Here is a 22,162-nt window from a genome sequence, read left to right as displayed (position 1 = left end):
GTGTTCACTCACGTATAGTCTCCCGTTTTGGGGTACGATTCTGGGGACCTTTCACGATACGCCGAACTATCCCGAAAACCAACACGAAAGCCAGTAAACCAGCCACGATGTAGGTTCCGGTGGATTCCCATTCCGCTCGGACTCGTACCTGGATAGTTTCCGCCGCACCGATGCTCTGCCCTGCCGGGTTGGTCAGTTGCACGGTGACTTGCACATCTCCCGAACCGACTGCTTTCACCGGGATGCGGAACTGACCGATGGAGTGAGGCGCTATGGTGAGAGTCTCCACTGGATTGAATTGCAAACGGGTATCCGAAGGGGTCAATTTCAGACGTACACTCACGGCTTGGTCCCAACCATTAGAGACAGAAATCGGCAGCTGGGCGCTCTTATCAATGAGATTTATGACCGAGGCCGGTTGCGAATTAATCAAATCAATAATTGCCGCGGAAATGTCGGGGTCAATAGTGTTGGGCGCCGGTTCCTCGGTCTGGGGCGAGTGGGGTGCGGGGGTTTGTTGGCGAGCTGCCGATTTTCCTGCCCAGATGGTGCCATCCGGGCTGCTGGCGGTGCAGGTGGCACAGGCACTGGAGATTTGGAGAGCCGAAAACATGGTGTTAAACCGCGCCGGTTCAGACATGGCAGCGCTCAGGGCAGCACCAACACGCAGATTATCCGCCGCCGCAAATGTCGGGTTGGTGAACCACGTCAATGGTTTTCCTCCTGGTATAGCAGCTTTCGAGCCGGTAGAAAAGGAGCTAGAATCTGTCTGTCCAGCCGGTGTGGGAGCCGGTACCGTGACCGTTCGGGTCTGCGTCCCCGCAGCTTCACTCACGGGGGGCAGGACCGTGTTCCAGGCGGGGAAACTCAACCAGCGAGCTTGACCGAGACCCTGCATCACGGCCTTTTGCACCGGTGTGGCACTGTAATCCCGACCGGCACCCGCCGCGAAGACGCGGGGGGCAAAAGGACGCTGCCGGGTCAGCACCGCTGTGGACGCGAGCGCCCACTGCCTCGCCCCCACGGCAGAAAGCCGATAATCCGCGGGAGTCTGACTGGCATCAAATGCCGGCTGACCGTTCAACAGGCGTGACAAATCCCCGTCCAAAGTCCACCCTGCAGCCGAAGTGGTGTTTCCGGCGGCCGAAAACTCAATACGCTGGCGGCTATCCGTGTCATAAGCGGGAGACTTCCCCACCTCCTTAAAACCCGAGTCGGGAGAGAGCAGCAGCGGGTGATTCCCCCAGGTCGAGACTTCTTGGGCGACGTCTCCGGAAGGCGAGTAGCGCACCGAAAAATCCGGCCACAACACCAGGTTCCCTTGATATTCCGGGATTCTTTGGGTGACTTTGGTACCCAGGTCAACCGCGGTGGTGCGTAACAAATCCTGCGCAGCTGGCGCCAACCAGCTGGTGTTTGCCGCCCCGAAATCCCCCGGAGGCAGATAGGCAGGTGGCTGCTGACCGCAGTTACCGGCGGCGACCAGGTCACGCAGAGGTGACACGGCGGGACGTGGCTCGGTACTGGGAGACGGGCTAGGTTTGCCCAAATTCAGCAGGCGGGAGGCCTCGTCCACCCCGTTCAGCTCCGTGGCAATCAAAAAGGGGTCGAATACGGGGGTCAGTGGGGTGGCATTTGCCAGCGCGCACACTTCCATGAGCCGCTGGTTCGGGCGACTGCCAAGGTTTGGTAGCTCGCGGTCCGCCGCCACAACATCAGCGTGCGTGGTGGTGAGCGGCACAAAAGTCAACAGTTCACTGGGCTCAAACGCGGCGCCGGAATCCCACAGTAAAAACGCTCGGTCCTGGGCGCTGAAAGATGCCAAATCGGTACTGGACGAGACTTTCTCCGTCGCAGCTGCATCCGGGACAAAAGTCAGGCTCAAAGGTCTGGGTCCCCACTGGTCCGAACGCCCCAGGGGCAGGTCAGTCACCGGTACATGCAGCGTCACCGGCTGAGGTTTACCCGCAGTGAGGTGCTCGATAGGCAGGGTCGCAACTGTTTGGACTTTTCGCTGCAAACGCGCGTCATTGCCCTGGACATCCATCCACTCGTTCAGCTCTTCGCGCGTAAGGGGGGTTTGGTTGGAAACATTGAGATGCAGTGTCCCCTGCGCAGCGTGGTGATAATTCGAATTGACTTCCAACAGGGCACTGACGGTCAATTCGGTAGTCTCTGGCGTCACGATGGGAGTCATCGCGGTGATTTCCAGGCGAACGCCCTGACGGTTAAACCCCGGTCCGCAAAAGGCGCTGGCGGAGTGTGAGCTGGTGGCGGACGCACAGGGGCTGGCAGAAGGGGTGGGGGAGGGTTTTTCGGTTTGGGCTTGCGCGGGATGGGGGGTACCTCCAGCTAATGACACGCAAGATAGCGCCGCTAATCCGATAAGGACGCGGGAAATGAACGGAATTGAGCGGCGCATCTTCAACTGCGCACCCCCAACATTTTTCGAGCCAACGCACCGATGCGGCGTTCGGCAGGGAATGCCAAGCGTTTGTCCAGGAGGGATAACGGCACCCATTGGGCGCTGCAAGCCTCGCGGTCAGGATCGCCCTCCGCCGTTATCTGCCCACCGGTAGCCTCCAGCAAAAAGTGGTGAACGACCTTGTGCACCCGCCGGTCAGTACCGGAAAACCAATAATCCATCGAGGATAGGTAACGCACCGGGCGACACTCGATACCTGTCTCTTCCGCAACCTCACGAGCTGCGGCCTGAGGAATCGTCTCTTCCGGTTCCACATGCCCCTTGGGCAGCAGCCACTCCAGACGACCGGCGCGACCTTGACGTAAAATCAACGCGGCGCACACCTTTCCCTCGACACGTTTCACAGCCAGCCCCCCCGCACTGACCTCTTCCACAATCGGCAGCAGCCGCCCCGAACGGGACCGGTAAAAGCCCGCGGGGACGGGCTGCGGCAATTCCGATGCGGCTGACATACGACGATTTTATATAAAATAGTGCAGAGGTTTTTCTAACCGGTTGAAAATACGGTAAAAAGTCCCGGTAATGAGCGGTTAGTTGGAAAGGAACGTACCCGAGAGGAGGGTCATGACTCAGACCATCGCGAACAGCGCACCCCCGAATCCGACTGCCCCGGAAACGACCGCGGCAGGGAAACAGTCCGGCACGACAGCAAGCCGGCAGGACGCGGTGCGCCGTGAGCTGGAAACGAAAGTGGTGCCTCTCGGAGAGGTGTTCGCCACCGCCGGCTATGAGATTGCGCTGGTCGGGGGACCGGTACGTGATGCCCTGCTGGGAATCACCCCGCATGACTTAGACCTGACCACCTCGGCGCGTCCCGACGAAACCGAAGCGGTGCTGCGTTCTTGGGCGGATGCAGTATGGGACGTGGGACGCAACTACGGCACTTTGGGAGCACGCAAGGGCGATGACGTATTTGAAATCACGACCTATCGCAGCGACGACTACCAGCGGGATTCCCGCAAACCCACCGTCAAGTTCGGCGACACCCTGGAGGGGGACCTGTTTCGCCGTGATTTCACGGTTAATTCCATCGCGCTACGCCTGCCCACCCTGGAACTGGTGGACCCCACCGGGGGGCTTAACGATTTGGTGGCAGGTATCTTGCGCACCCCTATCGACCCGGAAGAATCATTCTCGGATGACCCCCTGAGAATCATGCGTGCCGCCCGGTTTGCTGCCCAACTCGAGTTTGACGTGGATTACGAAACAATGCAGGCGATGGAAACCATGCGCGAGCGGCTGACCATTGTTTCCCCCGAACGGGTCCAGGCAGAACTGTCCCGCCTGATGATTGCCTCAGCGCCGCGCCGGGGGTTGGAACTGATGGTGTATACCCGCCTGGCGGAACAAGTCCTACCCGAGCTGATGGATTTGCTCGATATGCAAGATGAACACAAACGTCACAAGGACGTGTGGGAACACTCCTTGACCGTGCTCGACCAGGCTATCGCGCAAGAGACCGGACCGGACGGACCCGTGCCCGCCCCAGACTTGGTGCTGCGCCTGGCGGCGATTTTGCACGATATTGGCAAGCCCGCGACCCGACGTTTCGAGGCCGGGGGGGTCGTGACATTTCACCAGCATGACGTGGTTGGGGCGCGGATTACACGTGCTCGTCTGAAAGCCTTGAAATATGACAAGGCGACGATTCGTGATGTTTCCCGCTTGGTCGCGTTGCATCAGCGGTTCCACGGCTATGGGGAACAGGTGTGGACCGATTCCGCCGTGCGCCGCTATGTCACCGATGCCGGTCCCCTGTTGGAACGCCTGCACCGCCTGACTCGTGCCGACTGTACGACTCGCAACGTGAAAAAAGCCCAGCGGTTAGCTGCCGCCTATGATGACCTCGAAGCCCGGATTAAGGAGCTGAAAGCTCAGGAAGAATTGGACGCGGTACGCCCCGAACTCAACGGGGATGAAATCATGGAAATCCTGGGGATTCCCGCCGGTCCTGAAGTCGGGAAAGCCTATAAATTCATGCTGGCATACCGGATGGAACACGGTCCGGTGGGACCCGAAAATGCCACCGCGGTTCTGCGTGACTGGTGGGAAAAATGGCACAATGGTACGAAAGAGCAGGACAAAGCGCAGTAACACCGCTTTACCGCCAGAGGTGAGCCGGGAAAACTGTGGCGAGGACAGGGAATATGGCAAAGGCAGCACGACCACGCACAGTAACTGGGCAAATGGTGCGACAGGTGCGACCCATACGGCGCAAACACCACTATGTACGCAACTTTTTTCTGACTCTGCTGTTCCTCTTTATCCTGATGCTGGTGGGAGCCTTGGCAATCTTCCTGATTGTCTACGCCACTACCGAAGTGCCCAAACCTGCCGAGTTTGCCCGCGCCCAAGTCACCTCCGTGTACTATTCCGATGGAGCCACCGAAATCGGCAAGTTTGCTGAGGTAAACCGGGAAATCATCGACGCGAAAGACCTGCCCAAACAAATCGGCAACGCCGTCGTGGCTTCAGAGGACCGAACCTTTTGGACGAACTCCGGGGTCGATTTGCGGGGTATCGCGCGGGCTTTCCTCAATAACGCCCGCGGTGGGGCAACACAGGGTGCCTCCACGTTGAGTCAACAGTACGTGGAACGCTACTACATGGCGGAAAACACGAACCAGGGAAACGTGGTGCAACGGTACTGGGCGAAAGCCAGAGAAGCCATTATGGCGTTGAAAATCAATCGCCAGCAGGAAAAAGACGAAATCCTGGGCAACTACCTGAACACGATTTATTTCGGTCGCGGCTCCTACGGGATTCAGGCTGCTGCGAAGGCTTATTTCGGCAAGGACGCCAAGGACATTGATTACTCGGAGGCAGCGCTGCTGTCCGGAATCATCCCTGCGCCGTCCGCCTACGATCCGGCAGTCAGTCCCGAGCTGGCACAAAAACGGTGGAAACGGGTCATTAAGAATATGGCTGCCGACGGGTATATCACCCCTGAACAGCAGGCAGCAGCACAGTTCCCGACCACGATTCCACCTACCCCGAGTGTGCAGGACTTTGGGGGACTGAGCGGCTATTTCATGTTCCAAGCACGTCAAGAGCTGAAAGATCTGGCAGGTTTGACCGAGGAACAAATCGACACGATGGGTCTGAAAGTCGTCACCAGCTTGGACAAAGATAAGGTCAAATTGATGGAGCAAACGGTGGCGCAGCTGCCGTCGGGTCATTCGGATAACCTGCATGTCGCGATGATTTCTACCGATCCGAGTACCGGGGAGATTATCGCGGAATATCCCGGAAAGGACTACTTGAAAGTCCAAATTAACGCCGTCACCCAGGAACATTTCCAAGCCGGGTCTACGTTTAAGCCCTTCGGCATGATTGCGGCTTTGGAACAGGGTGGGTCCTTGAATGACACCTATCCCGGAAACTCCCCGCAGACCATTCAAGGGGTGCCTATCAGGAACTTCGGCGGAGCCTCTTATGGAACTGTCACCCTGGCGCAAGCCACCGCGAAATCTATCAACACGGCTTATGTCGCTTTGAACGCGAAAGTTGGACCGTCCTTGACCAAGGAAGTCGCGATTCGTTTGGGCTATCCCGAAAATACTCCGGGTTTGGATAATTCCTTGACGAACGTGCTGGGGTCTGCCTCACCCACGGCGGCAAATATTGCCGAAGCGTACGGAACTATCGCCAACCAGGGTAAACGCCAGACAGTCCACATGATTCGCCAGGTTACGGACACTTCCGGAGACATTGTCTATATGCCGTCTTTCTCGGCGGACCAGGTTATCGATCGCAACATCGCCCTGACTGCCACCCAAGCCCTGACGGGTCCTTTCCAGGCGGGAGGCACCGCGGCGAAAGCCCAAATCGGCAGACCTTCTGCCGGTAAGACCGGTTCGTCTACCGATAACAAATCCGCAGTTTTTGCCGGATTCATCCCCCAGGCGGTGACGATTGTCGGAATGTACCAGTCCGGACCTAACGGGGAGGAACAATCCATTACTCCGTTTGGCGGTATTCGAGAAGTTACCGGTTCCACCTGGCCGGCATGGCTGTGGAAACATTACATGTCTGGGGCCGTGAAAGGTCTGGAAGTCGAGCAGTTTGCGAAAGCTCAGAAACTTAAGAAAGTGGAAGTGACCCGTTCGGAGGAACCCAGCCCTACGGAGAGCGAAACTGCAACAAATCCCGGTCCTGTCGGCTCTTTACCACCAAACCCGTCTCTGCCGCCGGCTCCGGCACAGCCGCGCAATCCGGGAAATCTGCCCCCCAACGAGTCGGGGAATAGACCCGCTGGTAGTGGGAATGGTTCGGGTGGAGCCGAACCTAGTCCCACCATTCCCGGCACTTCCGGGTATGTTCCTAACCCTGGCAATTCACCGGCTCCTGCTAATCCCGCACCGGGTGGGGAAGGCGGCACGACCGAGTCGGGCGGTCCCGCTGCCTAACTGGTGACCGATTCACAAGCGAGGTGGAGCCGGTCTGCGGTCGTGGACGCTCCTGGCAGAGTGGCGTGTGGTGACATGTTTCTCGATTCCATTGGTGGCAAGGTCCCGAGCTATCGCCTTACAGACCTGTGAATTGGCTAAAGTGAGCGGAAAACGTTAGAATCGTAAGGCTGTTTTGGCGCCGCGCCAAGGCGGCGACTCCTGCTCCGGAGAGACCGGGGCCGTTAAGACCAAAGGAGAGTTACATGCGGAAATATGAAATGATGGTGATTATCGACCCCGAGGTCGATGAACGCACTGTCGAACCCTCGATGAGTGCCCTGTTTGGTCAGGTAAAAGACCTGGGGGGCAAAGTTGAGAAACTTGATGTGTGGGGCAAGCGCAAGCTCGCCTACCCCATTTTGAAAAAGACGGACGGGATTTACGTGGTTGTCGATATGGAAACCACCCCGGAAATCGCCAAGGAATTGGACCGTCAGCTGGGTCTAAACGAGTCGATTCTGCGCACCAAACTGATGCGCAAGGATGCCTAATTTTTCCACTCAAACGGAGGCGAATTTTGGTCTCCAGGGTCCCTGATATGTTGAGTAGAGCCGGAAACGGCGGTACACAGAGAGCGGATTTTGGCACCACGCCCCGGATTGATTGTAACTAAGGAGAAACAATGGCAGGCGACACGATTATCACGGTAATAGGCAACTTAACGGCTGACCCGGAACTTCGCTGGGGTCAATCTGGCACGGCGCTGGCTTCGTTTACGATTGCGTCAACTCCGCGTTCATTTGACCGCGTCTCCAACAGCTGGAAAGACGGCGAAGCTCTGTTCTTGCGCTGTACCGCTTGGCGGGAACTGGCTGAAAATGTCGCGGAATCCCTGCACAAGGGGTCGCGCGTCATTGCGCAGGGTCGTTTGCAGCAGCGCTCTTGGGAAGCCCAAGACGGCTCTCGTCGCACCTCAGTGGAGCTGACGGTTGACGAGATTGGTCCGTCCTTGCGTTTTGCTACCGCTTCGGTAAACCGGACTCAGCGCAGTGAGGGTGGGTTTGGTGCCAACCCGAACGGCGGCGGCTACAACAGCGCTCCTGGCGGAGTTGGTCCGCAGCCCACTTACGGAGCACCCGCTGGAGGATCCGATGGGGATGCCTGGAGTTCGCCCGCGCCTGGATATGGTGCTCCCGCCGATTCCAGCTTTGGCGAGAATCCGCCGTTCTAAACCGGTCTGCCGTGCTAGGGTATTCAACCCGGCATTCCGACACAGCATAGATAAGTTTTTCAACACAATATAAAAGGAGATCAATATGGGTAAGCAGATGCGTAATAACACCAAACCCATTAAGAAAAAGACCAACCCGCTAAAGGCTCAAAAGGTTGGCAACATTGATTACAAAGACACCGCTTTGCTGCGCAAGTTCATTTCGGACCGCGGCAAGATTCGCGCCCGTCGCGTCACTGGTGTGTCCGTGCAGGAACAGCGTCAGATTGCGAAAGCGGTTAAGAACGCCCGCGAGATGGCATTGCTGCCCTACTCCGGTTCCGGCCGCTGATTTTGAGGGAGGAAGTTAGCCATGACTCAGAATACGAAAGTTGTTTTGACACACGAAGTCGCCAAGCTCGGTAACGCTGGTGACGTGGTTGAGGTACGTCCCGGTTACGCACGCAACTACCTGCTGCCTCGTCGTTTGGCGATGCCCTGGACCAAGGGATCCCAGGTGGAAATCGACCGGATGAAGGCCGCCTTGGCAAAGAAGCAGATTGCTTCGATGGAAGTCGCGCAGGCAGTGCAAGCCAAACTTGCCGAGGGAGATCCAGTGTTGATTGACGCCAAGGCTGGCGCGAACGGGCGGCTGTTTGGGGCTATCACCACCGCTCAGATTGCGGCGGCAGTGAAAGAGCAAAAGGGCGCGGAAATCGACAAGCGCAAGATTGTCATCGAGCAGCCCATTAAGTCGGTCGGTACTTACCAACTGACAGTGCGTCTGTTCGAAGAACTCACCTCACCGCTCGAGGTCACGGTGCGGGCTGAGAAGTAGAGCCTAAACAAGCGGTGCCGGAAACCTGTGGGTTTCCGGCACCTGGCTTTTTAATAGTCCGGAGGCGGGGGTTCTTCTTGATTGGCACGAATCCCCGAAACAAAACGCGAAAACTTGCCCTGGAACTGCAGGTTAATTACTTCGGTGCGACCATTACGGTGCTTGGCGATATTGAGGTCAGCTTCACCAGGTCGGTCATCGGTGTTGTAATACTCAGGGCGATGCAACAGCAACACCATGTCGGCGTCTTGCTCCAAAGATCCCGATTCTCGCAGGTCGCTCATCATCGGTTTCTTATCCGTACGAGACTCCGGTCCACGGTTCAACTGAGCGACTCCAATGACCGGCACCTCCAGCTCTTTTGCCAACAGCTTCAAGGATCGCGAAATCTCTGAAACTTCCTGTTGACGCGACTCAATACGCTTGTGTGAACTCATCAACTGGATGTAGTCCACGACGATGAGTGACAAATCGTGGGAATGCTTTAAACGCCGGCATTTGGCACGAATATCGGGCATGGTCAGGTTCGGGGAATCATCAATAAAGAAAGGCGCGGACTTCATCCGGTTATATGCCGATGCGATATTGTCCCAGTTAGCTTGGTTCTGTTGACCGTCATTGGGCATTCCCGCAAACAACAGAGACAGTGGCACGCTGGCTTCCGCGGAAAGCATCCTCTTAATGATGTCCGCGGCGGACATCTCCAGTGAAAAAATCGCCGCGGTACGCTTCTCTCTGAGAGTCACGTGACGCAAAATATCGAGCGCGAAAGTTGATTTACCCATTGCCGGACGAGCTGCCACAATGACCAACTGACCGGCGTGCAGACCGTTCGTCACCCGGTCAAAATCGAGAAACCCCGTGTGCACGGTGTGCGGGTCATCATCGGTTTGCTGGATTTCGTCCAAGACCGGCGTAAGCAGTTCGGATAGCAGCCGATAGTCCTCAGAAGTGCGCTTTTCGCTGACACGGTCCAGCTCAGCGTGAGCCGTATTGATGAGTTCATCCGCATCCGTGGTGTCGATGGCGTAGCCGAGTTGGGTGATGCGGGTGCCCGCTTCGACCAGACCGCGTAACGTCGCCTGGTCGCGCACAATCTGGGCATAGTAGGCAGCGTTAGCGGCGGTGGGCACCGAGTGGACGACGGTATGAATGTAATCTAAACCGCCGATGCGAGAGAGCTGTCCGCGTTTCTCCAGTTCAGCAGGAACCGTCACCGGATCGGATGCCGCTCCCGCAGCGTAGAGGTCCAGGATGGTGTTAAAGATAATCTCGTGACGCGAGTCATAGAAATCGCTGGGCAGCAGCAGCTTATAAGTGTCGGCAATAGCGTTCTTGGACAAAATCATGGCACCGAGTACACATTGTTCTGCCAGGATGTTATGTGGGGGAATCCGGTCAAGCGGAGGTGCGTCGGTGTCTTCCACAGGTCCTCCTTTCGCCGACACTTCACCCCTGACGAAAAGGGGTGAAAAGAATAAACATCAGGTCTCAAACCTACGCTTTCGGTGTTCACTAAGCAAACCATTTTGGTGGAAAATAAGTGGACAACCCGGCATAAAGCTGTGGATAAGCCGTGGGTAAGACGGTGGATTGGTTTTGGAAGGGTGCGGTTACCGCGGCTTGTCTGGCAAAGTTAGGTGAGATGTCGCGGTTTAGAAACTCACAGGTTATCCACAGTCGCTGTGAATTAAGGATGGCAGCGCTGCGGAGGTAAAACCTTTCACTACGTAAATAAGGTTTAAGTGGACAAAATGCCGTTGAACAGGGTATTTATGCTTGCAGCGGGTCCCTTTAGCACACTTGCGACGGCTTTGGCAAGCAGACCAAAGGTGAAAATTCCCTCGACGTCCGAGATTTTATCCACAGGTTATCCACACCCCTGGAAAACCGCGGACACAGACCGACCCGTGCCCCGGACTGGTGAACTATCAAGGTGCGAAAAAAGCTAATCTCACATACTGACACGGGAATAACCTGGACGTTTACCAAAAAAATCCCGATAATGGTTGCCGGTTTGAGATTTGCTTCTCAAATTGTCATATACAATGTGCCAAGTCAGCTCAAAGCTGAGCTGATTAATCACGAAAGGCACGCAAAAGTATGAGTGTAAAGGAAGTCCTTCCGGTTGATAGACACGATGTGGAGCAATCCGAAGGCGAAAAGAAAATCTCAAAAGTTCGTATCATCGGGCTCTTCGGTGGCATCATTCTGGGTGCCATCGTTTATTTTTTGATTCCGCGTGACGCGGTAGACGTCATTACCAAGTCTGTCGGCGCTGACGTCATCAAAGAAGAAGAAATGAATGTCGGTGCAGTGTACCTGGTCGCTGGGATTTCGGTCATGATGGCTATCTGGTGGATGACCGAAGCTATCTCGCTGGCTGCGACGGCAATGGTTCCGCTGGTGTTATTCCCCCTGCTGGAAGTCAACGACTACGCCGGCACTGCCGGATCCTATGCTTCGGACACGATTTACCTGTTCATGGGCGGGTTCATCCTGGCTATTGCCATGCAGCGCTGGCACTTTGATCGGCGCGTGGCTCTGGGTATCGTCCGCGTCGTCGGGGTGAAGCCGCGCCGTCTGGTGCTGGGCTTCATGATTGCTACCGGCTTTATTTCGATGTGGGTGTCCAACACCGCTACCGCTGTGATGATGCTACCCATCGGTCTGTCTGTAGTGCAGCTGTTTGAATCAGCTCGGGACAAGAACTCCGCCGCCAGCAAAGGACTGGATGTGGAAGCCGCCTACGGTGGCGCTATCCACGGTGGTGTGATGTCCGGTCTGTTGAACGAAGGCGACGATGTGGCTTCGGCCATGGCGGAAAAGAAAGGTATCAAGCGTTCCAACTTTGCTGTCGGTTTGATGCTGGCTATCGCCTACTCCGCCTCTATCGGCTCGTTGGCGACCCCCATCGGGACCCCCCCGAACACCCTTTTGAAGGCGTACATGAGCGATACCCTGCACTACGACATTAACTTCGGCAAGTGGTTCCTGATGGGGCTGCCGATGGTCATTGTCTTTACGCTGTTCGCCTGGTGGATTTTGACTTTCGTCATGTTCAAGCCGGAAATTGATGAAATCCCCGGCGGTAAGGAATTGATTAACGAAGAATACGCCAAGCTCGGGAAATTGCGTGGCGGCGAATTGCTGGTTATGTTGCTGTTCATCCTGGCAGTGTTCTGCTGGATTTTCGTGCCGCTGATTTTGAAGGCTACCGGCATTGAAGGTCCCAAGAAGCTTGACGCTATCGTGGCGATGAGCGTGGCGGTGCTGCTGTTCATCATCCCCGGTAAGCCCAACGGAGAACGTCTGGTGACCTGGAACGAAGCCAAGACAATTCCGTGGGACATCCTGCTGTTGTTCGGTGGCGGTCTGTCGCTGTCCAAGCAGTTTGAGCACACCGGTCTGTCTTACTACATTGGCGAACAGGTGAAGGGACTGGCAGGAGCCCCAATCGTGCTGATTGTGCTGGCTGTCGCTGCCCTGGTGCTGGCGCTGACCGAGTTGACTTCCAACACTGCCACCGCTGCTGCCTTCCTGCCGATTATCGGTGGCGTCGCCATGGGTATCGGCTTGCAAGGTCCTAACGTCATGATTCTGACAATCCCGGCAGCTCTGGCTGCGACCTGTGCGTTCATGCTCCCCGTAGCGACCCCGCCAAACGCTATTGCTTACGGTTCTGGGTATCTCAAGATTACCGACATGATCAAGGGCGGTTTCATCATCGCTCTGGTGGGCTTGGTGCTGATTACCATCACGGTATTTGCCCTGGCTATCCCCATCTTTGGTCTGGTGTTGCCGTAAACGGTTTCTAAACGCAAACGTGTCGGTCGGTGGGTTTCCTGCCGACCGACACGTTTTTAATCGTTTTTAGTGGGTTTTCCCGCGGCGCAATCGGCGCGGAGAGGAGGATCGCTCAAGCGCGCCAGGAAAGCTTCCAAGGGACCTTTGCCAAATCGTAACCGCCACAGGCTCGCGACCAGCAGGAAAACGACAATCATGATGATGAGAGAGGGGATGAGTCCGGGATACCCGAACAAGCGGAAAGTGATGGCGTGCCAGATAACGTGGAGGGTATAAATGGTCAGCGCCATCGAACCCAATGCCGCTAACGGGGAAAAGAACCGGTTGAAAGTGGATCCTGCCAGCAGCAACAGGGAAGTCAGACCCACGCACCAAGCCGTGTTTGCCACGGTTTCCGCTACCGAGTCTGTATGTGGCGCGATATAGATTAAGGTTTGATACCAAAACTGTGCCGGAGTGGGATTGGCGATAGACAGGGTGTCGTTCCCGAAAAGTACCTCCGAAAACCGTCCCAAACGCAGCGAATCAACGGCGGTGCCGACCCCGAAAATTACGCCAGCAGTCCCCAACCCGATGACCGCACCGTACTTCTGCAGTCGGTGCGCTCGAATGGTCACCCCCGCCCAACCCAAACGCCACAGAATCAACCCAGTGAGTACGTAGATGAGGAACGTGGGCATCTGATAATCATTGAGTCCCAGGACGACCCCGATTTCGGGCGGTAAAAACAGCAGGTTCAGGTAGTGCCACAGCGGAATGCCCGCCACCAGCAACAGTCCGATGACCCCCAGCTGCATGGGAACGGACAGACCCGCCAAGAACAGTGCGCAAACCATCCACACCCCGTAGTTATCCAGAATCAGCAGGATACGGGTGTTGATGAGGCTGAGCAGGGTGGCGAGAAGAATTAAGAAAGCAGAGCGCACCAGGATTTTTTCACCGTAAAAGCGTCTCGACAACGCGGGGGAACCGGCAAAATGGCGTGACAGACGCTGCTGCATGATGCCCATCGAAACCCCTGCGAGCAGCGCAAACAGCGGGGCGGAACGACCATGAGACCACGCCATCACACTGGAAACAGGACCTTGCACCGAAACCCACATGTGCGCCGTGAACATGCCCAAAATCGCCAGACCACGTGCCATATCCAAGCCGACCACTCGACCGGTCAGGGTCGGTCGCCCCAGCAGCCGCTGCGCAAAATCCGTCACAGAGGCAGTTTAGCTGACTTGGGGAGTGGAACTGATATTGCCGGAAATCACGTTTCATTCAAAACAATTTTGTCCAAGCATGGTGGGAATTTGTAAAACATTTGGTTAAACCGGTGGTGTCTGGTCCAGACCCAAACGGATTATCTGCATGGTCAATTCTCCGCGGCGCATACCAAGTTTGGCGAGGGCACATTTTACGTACGTACTCACGGTATTTATGGACAGTCCGGTTTCGGCCGCGATTTCTTTGTTGGAGTAAGCCTTGCCTATGAGTTGAACGACTTGGCGTAAATGCTGGGGTAGAGCATCGATTTGGGATTGCAGCTGCAGGTTAGCAGGTTGAGGATTGGTGGACACGAAATAGTCCATAACCATCGATAACGGCTTGTTATCCAGGGCGTTCTCGCCTCTGTACACCCGTTTAATGGCCTCACCAATCTCGCGGAACTCAGTCTCTTTGGTCAGAAATCCTTTCGCTCCGGCTGTTAAGGCCGCACGTAGCATATCGGGACGTTCAAAAGCGGTCAGCATAATAATCCGTTCGTCCGGATTGCGTGTCAGCGCGGATGTAATCGTTTCAATACCACTCATCCCCGGCATGGCCACATCTAATAGCATCACATCGTGATTTGTGTTCTCAATGAGATTCATCACATCGAGACCGTTCCCGACCTTGCCGACGATTGTTATGTAATCCAAACTGTTCAGGAGGATGCTCATCTCGTGCATATAAAGCTCATCATCATCTGCAAAAATGACCCTAATAACTTCCTGTCGGCTCATTTTGTCACTTCCATCTCGAGAGGGATGGTGATGTGTAACACCCAATGCTCCCCGGTCTGTCCCGCCTCGAGGACACCACCTGAAATATGAAGTTGCTCCCCCAAAAGTTTCAAACCCCTGCCGCTGCTCAACACCGGATTGGCAGAGAAAGAACTAATTGAATTCATCATCGTGAAATCTACTATCCCCTCCGTATCGTCAACCTCAATAGACACACGACACGGCTTTTCGGGGTTGCCGTACTTTATCAAGTTCGTTAGGGCTTCACGGACACATTCACGCAACAAGCTGGTGACGGCGGTACTCAGTGTGCCAAGGTTCTCAGGGTCGGTGTCGATTTCTACGTTGAAGCCAAATCCCGTCGCGACGTCTCTAGCCGTATCTAGCGAGGTGGCGAGGGGTGTGGGGGTTGCTTTCAGTGTAGGATTTTGTCCCAGCACACTTAATGTTCTTCGCAGTTCGCTGAGGGCTCGCACAGACTCTCCATGCAGCAACTCCAAACGTAGTCGGGTTTCCTCACTTGTTTCGGGGGAATCCTTGGCATCTTCCAATAGTTTGGCCGACAGGGTTGTCAATCGGGAGAGCGTTCCTGCCGTATAGTTGTGCAACTCTGCTGACAATTCCTGCTTGGTCTGTAGTAAAGCTAATTCGTAACGGTGTTGTTCCATCACCGAATGTATGTTCAGCCGCAGATTTTCTTCAATGTACTGGCGCAGCACAAAACCTGCCCCGAAAGCAAAAAGCAGGAGCAAGGCGTAAAAAATGCTGGCAATCGTATTGTATTTACCAGCAAAACCAATCATTATCGCAAGTGAACTGACGAGCGTTGCAATCAAGCTCTGCTTCCACCAGCCGCGCCAAGACCAGTCAAAAATCACCGGAATCGTCAAGTACACCACCAGACCAAATTCAACCGCGGGAACCGCATTCATAGCAACGACTGCAGCAATAAAAACCCATCCACCTACGCGAGGGAAAAATATGTAGCCAAGGAAAACTACGAATCCGATTAGTTCACCTAAAACACTCCAGGGGTTGTCACGAATTCGGGTAATGCTGAAGTCAAGAACAATACCCAGGAACAGCACAGCTAAAAGAATCTTATTCCTGGAAATCCAGGGTAAACAAGGTTTTGTAAGGTGCAAACTTCCCTCCCCATGATGCTTAGACTCAGCATAGCTGGGGAATGATGTCGCAGATTGTGATTTCAGAGTGTTCCTCGGCGATCAAGTCGCTTTGCGGCAGACAGGCTCCGAGAGTCAGACCCACGGTGCTTAGAAAAGCAATTTGAACAGCAATAATACGCATCAAAGCCTCCTCGTAAAGACGTTTAAGCGCACTCTATCGGAATCGTCTCTAAGGTGGAATACCCCAATTTTGGGATATTTTCACGACTGCAGTTTTGCCCTAGTGTGGGAGGTAACGGTCAAATCGACCACAATTACGTGTGAGGAGAACAAATTATGAAAAAACGTATTCCTGAAATCCTGTCTGGAACAGTAGCGGCATTTTTGTTGGCATTTTCTGCCGGAATCCCAAGTGCTGTTGCCGTCGGACCAGGTTCCTGGATGGACCAAGTAACAGGTGCTCCCAGCTTATACAGAACACAGCAATGGTACGATTCTGCAAAGTTGAAGCCCTGGACGAATGACCTGGTAGGCAAAATCACCAACATAAAAGTTCGCGCAACCATTACAAATCCTCCGACCGTCGGTCAGGGTTTAGCTGCAGGGTTGTGCCCTGTTGGCTACTCTGAATATTACTGCGCAGACATTACCCAGTTTGTTTATGGCGCAAGTGTTAATGGCACTATTACGGATTTTGCAGGCTATCCCCCCGCTACCTCGTTCTATTTTAAATGGGGCGTTATGGACAGCAAAAATCAACCGATTTTTCCTGTTACGGTTATTTCCAAGCAATCTATTGAGGTGTCATATGAGTAGAGGGGCTTTGCAATGATTAATGTTGGTTCGTTCCAAGGGACGTCGATGCCTAATGTCAGTCCTCACGTTTCGACCGCGCAGGGCTTTCAGAAATCGATGGAAACGACCTCATCAGTGACTGTTTCCCCAGGTGGGGAGGAAGCCTGGGGAACTAAGGTAGATTTGAGCTATATGTTTGACAAGCTCGAAAAACACGGTTTTATCAATGCGGATGAGAGGGCCTATTTGACACAGAAAGTTACCGATCGCAGCCAAATTTATAAGGCTATCTCTGATTTGAAGGGGCCTGGTTTGGCGGCCAATGCAGCATACAAAATGCAGGAAGGTGTTTTGCTGCCTAACGGTGTTTTAACTTTGACAAATGACCGAAGGACGGTGCAGCGTTTGGCTCGGTTGACGCGTTACGAAGTTCAAACCATTGAGGCCGCGCAGGGGTCGGATATGAGTATCGGTCAAATCGGGATGTTAGCAACAACTGTTGCATTGTCGAAGGAAAAAGGCATCATCAGCGGCGAGCTAGGCTTGAAAGATTTTAATATGCTGAAAAACTGGTTTAAAGAAAACGGTAAACCCGGAAGCCGCGAGTTCATCGAAACCCAGGAAATGCTCAGTAAGCTCTATGACCTTCTAGCCAGCAAAGACAAGCATTAGGTCGCACACTTATACTCATCTCTCTAGGCTCTGATTCCAGTTCAAATTGGTGTTCATCAGCAATTATAGAGGCATCAGAAACTGCTTGAACTGTTAGTCTGTGAACGCCGGCGTTGTATTGCCGGGTGCGTCATCAAGACACCTAGGAATACCTACGACTCGGAAATTTGGAAACGAAGCTTTTCTGGCGAGTCAGGATGCATCCAGATGGGAGGAATTTCCATCATGGTGTGTGCCCCTGACCAGCCAGCTTGCCCGGCCCGGTAAGCCGCCCGAGCCGCTGCCACCATGACGTAGGCGGTGAACTCGGGATTATCGTCCATGTCGATTTCCAACTTAATCTGTTCATTAACGCCCTGGGAGGTCGAGGCGCGCGACAAAATCAGTCCGGCATGGATGAGTCTGGAATGAAACTCGCGCATTTCGTCGCGGCTCAGGAAGGTAACCTGGGTGTCGTAGTCGGCAAACCAGCCCGGCATTTCCATGATTTCCTCACGCAGCTGCTCTTTGTCATAGGCTGGGTCAGCCACCACGTAGCACTCCATGTAGTGCAGGGCTTTGCGAGAATCATCATAGATGGGTTCCCCGTTGAGCACTGCGGTAAGGGGTTCCTCTTTGGGTACCTGGTAAGCCACCGCGTCTAACACGCCGTCAAAAGCGCGAATCGCATTGGACCACTGCATCGAAATCCCGCGCCCCCAAAATGTGTAAGTTTTCGTCTTGGGGAACAGCGAGTCAGAGATAACCCGGAACATCGACATCAGACCCGGCTCCCAACCGACGGCGCACAAAGACACGTGTTTGGTGGATTGTCCCGCTTGGTCTACCGCCGCGAAGTAATCGGGGAATGCTTTGTAAACTGGCTGAAAAACCGGCTCTTTGATAAATGCGGGCAGCATCATACCGGAGACTTCATGAATGCCTTCATCGAGGTCTTCCGCACCCTCTCCGCCGGGAGCCACATTCCCATCTGCCGTTGCCTGTGAAGTTGCTTCCGGAACGGCAGTTTGCTCCACGCCGGCGGCGGCATCAAGAGCTGCCTGGCGTGCAGCGATATCTTTCGCCATGTTCTCCAGTTCCTCCATGCGCAGCTGACGTTTCGCGTCGACTTCCGCGGCCGAGGGTGGATTGCCACGCAAGGGGTGGGCGTCAACAGTGTGGAAGTATTGGGCGAGCTGGGGGGTTTCTTCCTGCAGCTTGGTCGCCAAGGTGTCACAAATAATGACCACGTCGATACGGTCGGCGAACTGTGCCACCGTATCAGTGGGGTAAACCTTGGCGTAAGAGTTTTGCAGCTTTTGCGGGTCGCGTTTGGAAAAAATCGCCACCAGTTCCATATCGCGACACTTGCCCACGGCTTTGGCAGCCGCTTTGCCATAGTTACCGAATCCGACCACCCCGACGCGAATACGAGTGTCTTCTTGCTGTGTCATCGTTGCCCCCATTGGCTCGTGCGTGCCACAAGTTTAGCTCATTTACGCTCAACCTAAAGGGGAAATCGTAGCGCGGGCACGTTTTTTGCAAGTCTATGCTGCTTTTAAAGACTGCCCAAGCCCAATTTTTTACGGGGACTGTTCATTGCAAAACCCCGGTTTTATCCGCGATAGAGGACAAAACCGGGTGGGAAACATAGGCTCGAAACATGGTTGAGATTCGAGTACACGGTCGCGGTGGTCAGGGTGTGGTTACCGCTTCCGATTTAATGGCTTACGCGGCTTTTGCTGACGGCCACCACGCCCAAGCCTTCCCGTCTTTCGGGTCGGAACGGACCGGCGCTCCCGTCGTGAGCTATTGCCGGATTGAAGATAAGGCAATTCGCTCTCGGGAACCTATCTTGGATCCGGACATTGTCATCGTACAAGACCCGACCTTGCTGGCAATTATGGATCCGTTTTCGGGACTGAAAGATAACGGATACGCGCTGGTAAATTCCCAAAAGACCGCTGCCGAACTGGGGGTGTCAGAGCTCGAGACCAGGCTGCCGCAGGGTCATTTTATGTCCATGCCCGCCTCTGAAATCGCCCTGGAAAAGCTGGGACGTCCCCTGCCGAACGCAGTTTTGCTGGGCGGACTGGCAGCGCTGACCGGGATCATCAAACTGGAATCGGTCGAGGACGCCATTCGTGGCAAGTTTAAAGGCAAAGTCGGTGACTCCAACGTAGAAGCCGCCGCGACCGCTTATGAATATGTAAAAGCAAACATGGTCTGAAATGCCCCCGCGGCACCGGGACAGTGTGGCGCGCCCCGGACTCGGCACTAAAAGGAAGAAGAAGAAATGCTGAAACAAATCGAAGGCTCCCAGGCGATTGCTCGAGCCGTCGCGGCTTGCCAGCCCAACGTGGTCGCTGCCTACCCCATCAGTCCCCAAACCCACATCGTCGAAGCCCTGTCCGCCCTGGTGAAGTCCGGTCAACTCGAACATTGTGAATACGTCAACGTCGAGAGCGAGTTTGCTGCCATGAGTGCCTGTATCGGCTCTTCAGCCGTGGGGGCACGTTCCTATACCGCTACCGCTTCACAAGGTCTGCTCTATATGGTCGAGGCCGTGTATAACGCTGCCGGTCTGGGCTTTCCCATCGTAATGACCGTGGCGAACCGAGCCATCGGTGCGCCTATCAATATCTGGAATGACCACAGCGACTCGATGAGCCAGCGTGATTCCGGATGGCTGCAACTATTTGCTGAAAACAACCAAGAGGCCGCGGACCTGCACGTGCAAGCGTTTCGCATCGCGGAGGAACTCAGCGTACCGGTGATGGTGTGCATGGACGGGTTTATCCTCACCCACGCGGTCGAACAGGTCGACCTGCCCGAACCGGAACAGGTCAAACAGTTCCTGCCCCCTTATGAACCCCGTCAAGTACTGGACCCGGACGATCCGCTCTCTATCGGGGCAATGGTCGGTCCCGAAGCCTTTACCGAAGTGCGCTATATCGCCCACCACAAGATGCTGCAGGCCTTGGACCTCATTCCGCAGGTACAGTCTGAGTTTAAGAGTATTTTTGGGCGAGATTCCGGCGGTTTGCTGCACACCTACCGTTGCGAGGACGCCGAAACCATCATTGTGGCGCTGGGCTCCGTGGTCGGCACGCTCAAGGACGTGGTCGATCAGCGGCGTGAGAATGGCGAAAAGATTGGCATTATGTCTCTCGTGTCCTTCCGACCCTTCCCCTTCGCGGCCATCCGTGAGGTGTTGCAAAGCGCGAAGCGCGTGGTGTGTCTCGAAAAAGCCTTCCAGCTGGGGATTGGCGGGATTGTTTCTTCCGAGCTGCGCGCGGCGATGCGCGGACTGCCTTTCACCTGCTACGAAGTTATTGCTGGGTTGGGTGGGCGCAACATCACCAAGAATTCCCTGCACGCCATGCTGGATCAGGCCGTGGCAGACACCATCGAGCCTCTGACCTTCATGGACTTGGACATGGAACTGGTGCAAGGAGAACTGGAGCGAGAAGCCGCTACCCGGCGCTCCGGCGCTTTTGCCACCAACCTGCAACGCGAACGGGTGCTGCGCGCCAACGCAAAAATTGCCGAAGCCGGTCCGAAACCCAAGGCGGACAAGGTCGGCAACCCGCGCGTGGCTTCCCCGTCCATCAAGCAAGACGCCGTCCCGGTAGTGCCCGACCAGGCCGAATAAGCCGAACAGAGGAGAAGAAAATGACTGAAATCACGCAATCTGCACAGACCGAAATTCCGGCCCGCGAACAGGTCAAGTTCTATCAAGTCGGCTCCTTCGCGGTCGGTAACCGGTTGGCAGACCTGCAGTGGCGTTCCCTGCAATCCGACCCGAACCGGAAAAACTCCTTGACTTCCGGACACCGCGCCTGTCAGGGCTGTGGTGAAGCGCTGGGAGCTCGGTACGCGATTGATACCGCTACGACTGCCGCCAAAGGCAAAATGGTGGCAATCAACGCGACCGGCTGCTTGGAAGTGTTTTCGACCCCGTACCCGGAAACCGCGTGGACGATTCCCTGGATGCACTCCCTGTTTGGTAACGCCGCTGCGGTGGCAGCCGGAGCGGCCGCGGGTTTGAAAGCTATGGGCAAAGACGACATTCGTGTGGTCGCTCAAGGCGGAGACGGTGGCACCGTCGATATTGGGATGGCGTGCCTATCCGGCATGTTTGAACGTAACGACGACGTCCTGTTTATCTGTTACGACAACGAAGCCTATATGAACACCGGGGTGCAGCGTTCTGGGGCAACCCCGGCGGCGGCACGCACCGCGACGACTCAGCCGGTCGGCGAACATCCCGGCAACGTGTTTACCCAAGGTAAAGACATGCCGCGGATTGCGATGGCACACGAGATTCCTTACGTCGCCACCGCGACCGTAGCGGATTTGCGTGACTTGGAATACAAGGTGCAAAAGGCGATGACTTACCGCGGAGCGCGCTACCTGCATGTTTTGGTGCCCTGTCCGCTGGGGTGGGGTTCAAACTCAAACTTGACGGTCACTTTGGCTCGTTTGGCGATTCAGACCGGGCTGTTCCCCGTGTATGAAGCGGAGAACGGAGAGATTACTTCCGTCACCAAGATTCGTCGCCCTGCCCCGGTCGAGGCTTACTTGAAGCCGCAGCGTCGTTTCGCTCACGTCTTCAAAGGCCCGGATTCACGCGAAGTGTTAGCGCGGATTCAAGCCATTGCCGACCGAAACATTAAACGTTACGGCTTGATTGAGATGGATTCACTGGACGAGGACGTGCGGGAACGTATCTTGAGTGCTCCCGATGACCCGGCGGGACGTTTTGCCGCGGCACTGCCCGGGCGGCAGGTAATGGACGTCAGCAACGAACCCGAAACCGACTAACGGGCGCCCGGAAGCTATTGAAAAAGTTAGAGGAAAC

At 55.3% G+C, this 22,162-nt stretch carries 20 protein-coding genes; 12 read left to right on the top strand and 8 right to left on the bottom strand.

Features of this window, described 5'->3' with window-relative positions:
• Positions 1–4: 4 nt before the first annotated feature.
• Entirely contained in the window at positions 5–2,422 is a 2,418-nt protein-coding gene (locus tag HMPREF0576_RS07765) for a DUF6049 family protein (RefSeq protein WP_220271462.1), read from the bottom strand.
• A gap of 2 nt (positions 2,423–2,424) precedes the next feature.
• A complete protein-coding gene (locus tag HMPREF0576_RS07760) occupies positions 2,425–2,937 on the bottom strand; it encodes an NUDIX hydrolase (RefSeq protein ID WP_004008674.1) in 513 nt (170 codons plus the stop codon).
• A 112-nt stretch (positions 2,938–3,049) separates the two neighbouring features.
• Here HMPREF0576_RS07760 and HMPREF0576_RS07755 point away from each other — a divergent pair, with 112 nt between their 5' ends.
• The 6 genes from HMPREF0576_RS07755 to rplI all read left to right on the top strand — a co-directional run bounded on the left by HMPREF0576_RS07755 (position 3,050) and on the right by rplI (position 8,924).
• A complete protein-coding gene (locus HMPREF0576_RS07755) occupies positions 3,050–4,579 on the top strand; it encodes a CCA tRNA nucleotidyltransferase (RefSeq protein ID WP_004011398.1) in 1,530 nt (509 codons plus the stop codon).
• A 53-nt stretch (positions 4,580–4,632) separates the two neighbouring features.
• A complete protein-coding gene (locus HMPREF0576_RS07750; RefSeq protein WP_245527377.1) occupies positions 4,633–6,894 on the top strand; it encodes a transglycosylase domain-containing protein in 2,262 nt (753 codons plus the stop codon).
• Positions 6,895–7,139: 245 nt separating this feature from the next.
• Entirely contained in the window at positions 7,140–7,427 is a 288-nt protein-coding gene (gene rpsF, locus HMPREF0576_RS07745; RefSeq protein ID WP_004007785.1) for a 30S ribosomal protein S6, read from the top strand.
• 131 nt (positions 7,428–7,558) lie between these two features.
• A complete protein-coding gene (locus tag HMPREF0576_RS07740) occupies positions 7,559–8,107 on the top strand; it encodes a single-stranded DNA-binding protein (RefSeq protein ID WP_004011396.1) in 549 nt (182 codons plus the stop codon).
• 85 nt (positions 8,108–8,192) lie between these two features.
• Positions 8,193–8,438 carry a 30S ribosomal protein S18 gene (gene rpsR / locus HMPREF0576_RS07735; RefSeq protein WP_004007783.1) on the top strand — a complete coding sequence of 82 codons (246 nt, stop codon included), beginning with the start codon at positions 8,193–8,195 and terminating at the stop codon, positions 8,436–8,438.
• 21 nt (positions 8,439–8,459) lie between these two features.
• On the top strand, positions 8,460–8,924 hold the full coding sequence (rplI, locus tag HMPREF0576_RS07730; protein WP_004007782.1) for a 50S ribosomal protein L9: 465 nt from the start codon (positions 8,460–8,462) through the stop codon (positions 8,922–8,924).
• A gap of 50 nt (positions 8,925–8,974) precedes the next feature.
• On the opposite strand, the gene dnaB is transcribed toward rplI, so the two are convergent.
• Positions 8,975–10,351, bottom strand: a complete 1,377-nt coding sequence (dnaB, locus tag HMPREF0576_RS07725) for a replicative DNA helicase (protein ID WP_004007781.1) — start codon at positions 10,349–10,351, stop codon at positions 8,975–8,977.
• Between the two features lie 676 nt (positions 10,352–11,027).
• On the opposite strand from dnaB, the gene HMPREF0576_RS07720 reads away from it, so the two are divergent.
• Entirely contained in the window at positions 11,028–12,731 is a 1,704-nt protein-coding gene (locus tag HMPREF0576_RS07720; protein ID WP_004011394.1) for an SLC13 family permease, read from the top strand.
• Between the two features lie 56 nt (positions 12,732–12,787).
• Here HMPREF0576_RS07720 and HMPREF0576_RS07715 read toward each other — a convergent pair whose 3' ends face one another.
• The 4 genes from HMPREF0576_RS07715 to HMPREF0576_RS09345 all read right to left on the bottom strand — a co-directional run bounded on the left by HMPREF0576_RS07715 (position 12,788) and on the right by HMPREF0576_RS09345 (position 16,033).
• Positions 12,788–13,942, bottom strand: coding sequence for a DUF418 domain-containing protein (locus HMPREF0576_RS07715; RefSeq protein ID WP_004011393.1), 1,155 nt, complete (start codon positions 13,940–13,942; stop codon positions 12,788–12,790).
• A gap of 105 nt (positions 13,943–14,047) precedes the next feature.
• Positions 14,048–14,725 (bottom strand): response regulator transcription factor, encoded by a 678-nt coding sequence (locus HMPREF0576_RS07710; RefSeq protein ID WP_004011392.1) that lies wholly within the window; start codon positions 14,723–14,725, stop codon positions 14,048–14,050.
• A complete protein-coding gene (locus tag HMPREF0576_RS07705) occupies positions 14,722–15,870 on the bottom strand; it encodes a sensor histidine kinase (protein ID WP_147285764.1) in 1,149 nt (382 codons plus the stop codon). Before HMPREF0576_RS07705 ends, HMPREF0576_RS07710 begins: the two co-directional genes overlap by 4 nt.
• A gap of 25 nt (positions 15,871–15,895) precedes the next feature.
• Complete coding sequence (locus HMPREF0576_RS09345; RefSeq protein WP_004011390.1) at positions 15,896–16,033, bottom strand: hypothetical protein; 138 nt, start codon at positions 16,031–16,033, stop codon at positions 15,896–15,898.
• A gap of 155 nt (positions 16,034–16,188) precedes the next feature.
• Between HMPREF0576_RS09345 and HMPREF0576_RS07700 the strand changes: the two genes are divergently transcribed.
• Positions 16,189–16,668: a hypothetical protein gene (locus tag HMPREF0576_RS07700; protein WP_036324396.1), complete on the top strand. Its 480-nt coding sequence runs from the start codon at positions 16,189–16,191 to the stop codon at positions 16,666–16,668.
• Between the two features lie 12 nt (positions 16,669–16,680).
• The gene (locus tag HMPREF0576_RS07695; protein WP_004011388.1) at positions 16,681–17,319 is read left to right on the top strand and encodes a hypothetical protein; all 639 of its coding nucleotides are present in this window, start codon (positions 16,681–16,683) and stop codon (positions 17,317–17,319) included.
• Between the two features lie 152 nt (positions 17,320–17,471).
• Here the strand turns inward: HMPREF0576_RS07695 and HMPREF0576_RS07690 are convergent, their stop codons facing one another.
• Positions 17,472–18,752, bottom strand: a complete 1,281-nt coding sequence (locus HMPREF0576_RS07690; RefSeq protein WP_236585971.1) for a diaminopimelate dehydrogenase — start codon at positions 18,750–18,752, stop codon at positions 17,472–17,474.
• Positions 18,753–18,961: 209 nt separating this feature from the next.
• Between HMPREF0576_RS07690 and HMPREF0576_RS07685 the strand changes: the two genes are divergently transcribed.
• The 3 genes from HMPREF0576_RS07685 (at position 18,962) to HMPREF0576_RS07675 (ending at position 22,125) form a co-directional block, all read left to right on the top strand.
• Positions 18,962–19,528: a 2-oxoacid:acceptor oxidoreductase family protein gene (locus HMPREF0576_RS07685; protein ID WP_004011387.1), complete on the top strand. Its 567-nt coding sequence runs from the start codon at positions 18,962–18,964 to the stop codon at positions 19,526–19,528.
• Between the two features lie 66 nt (positions 19,529–19,594).
• Positions 19,595–20,953 (top strand): transketolase C-terminal domain-containing protein, encoded by a 1,359-nt coding sequence (locus HMPREF0576_RS07680; protein ID WP_004007774.1) that lies wholly within the window; start codon positions 19,595–19,597, stop codon positions 20,951–20,953.
• A 20-nt stretch (positions 20,954–20,973) separates the two neighbouring features.
• The gene (locus HMPREF0576_RS07675; protein WP_004011386.1) at positions 20,974–22,125 is read left to right on the top strand and encodes a thiamine pyrophosphate-dependent enzyme; all 1,152 of its coding nucleotides are present in this window, start codon (positions 20,974–20,976) and stop codon (positions 22,123–22,125) included.
• The last annotated feature ends 37 nt before the right edge of the window (positions 22,126–22,162 follow it).

Origin of the sequence: Mobiluncus holmesii ATCC 35242 (assembly GCF_000185445.1) — a bacterium.
GTDB lineage: Bacteria > Actinomycetota > Actinomycetes > Actinomycetales > Actinomycetaceae > Mobiluncus > Mobiluncus curtisii.
The sequence above is the reverse complement of the archived record's forward strand: the minus strand, read 5'-3'. Positions and strand labels throughout refer to the sequence as shown.

Excerpts from the sequence above, each read along its gene's own strand:
- HMPREF0576_RS07700 (WP_036324396.1), top strand. The coding sequence starts at position 16,189 with ATGAAAAAACGTATTCCTGAAATCCTGTCTGGAACAGTAGCGGCATTT.
- HMPREF0576_RS07710 (WP_004011392.1), bottom strand. The coding sequence starts at position 14,725 with ATGAGCCGACAGGAAGTTATTAGGGTCATTTTTGCAGATGATGATGAG.
- HMPREF0576_RS07750 (WP_245527377.1), top strand. The coding sequence starts at position 4,633 with ATGGCAAAGGCAGCACGACCACGCACAGTAACTGGGCAAATGGTGCGA.
- HMPREF0576_RS07695 (WP_004011388.1), top strand. The coding sequence starts at position 16,681 with ATGATTAATGTTGGTTCGTTCCAAGGGACGTCGATGCCTAATGTCAGT.
- HMPREF0576_RS09345 (WP_004011390.1), bottom strand. The coding sequence starts at position 16,033 with ATGCGTATTATTGCTGTTCAAATTGCTTTTCTAAGCACCGTGGGTCTG.
- HMPREF0576_RS07690 (WP_236585971.1), bottom strand. The coding sequence starts at position 18,752 with ATGACACAGCAAGAAGACACTCGTATTCGCGTCGGGGTGGTCGGATTC.
- HMPREF0576_RS07720 (WP_004011394.1), top strand. The coding sequence starts at position 11,028 with ATGAGTGTAAAGGAAGTCCTTCCGGTTGATAGACACGATGTGGAGCAA.
- rplI (WP_004007782.1), top strand. The coding sequence starts at position 8,460 with ATGACTCAGAATACGAAAGTTGTTTTGACACACGAAGTCGCCAAGCTC.
- HMPREF0576_RS07740 (WP_004011396.1), top strand. The coding sequence starts at position 7,559 with ATGGCAGGCGACACGATTATCACGGTAATAGGCAACTTAACGGCTGAC.
- rpsR (WP_004007783.1), top strand. The coding sequence starts at position 8,193 with ATGGGTAAGCAGATGCGTAATAACACCAAACCCATTAAGAAAAAGACC.
- HMPREF0576_RS07765 (WP_220271462.1), bottom strand. The coding sequence starts at position 2,422 with ATGCGCCGCTCAATTCCGTTCATTTCCCGCGTCCTTATCGGATTAGCG.
- HMPREF0576_RS07760 (WP_004008674.1), bottom strand. The coding sequence starts at position 2,937 with ATGTCAGCCGCATCGGAATTGCCGCAGCCCGTCCCCGCGGGCTTTTAC.
- rpsF (WP_004007785.1), top strand. The coding sequence starts at position 7,140 with ATGCGGAAATATGAAATGATGGTGATTATCGACCCCGAGGTCGATGAA.
- HMPREF0576_RS07680 (WP_004007774.1), top strand. The coding sequence starts at position 19,595 with ATGCTGAAACAAATCGAAGGCTCCCAGGCGATTGCTCGAGCCGTCGCG.
- HMPREF0576_RS07685 (WP_004011387.1), top strand. The coding sequence starts at position 18,962 with ATGGTTGAGATTCGAGTACACGGTCGCGGTGGTCAGGGTGTGGTTACC.
- HMPREF0576_RS07675 (WP_004011386.1), top strand. The coding sequence starts at position 20,974 with ATGACTGAAATCACGCAATCTGCACAGACCGAAATTCCGGCCCGCGAA.
- HMPREF0576_RS07755 (WP_004011398.1), top strand. The coding sequence starts at position 3,050 with ATGACTCAGACCATCGCGAACAGCGCACCCCCGAATCCGACTGCCCCG.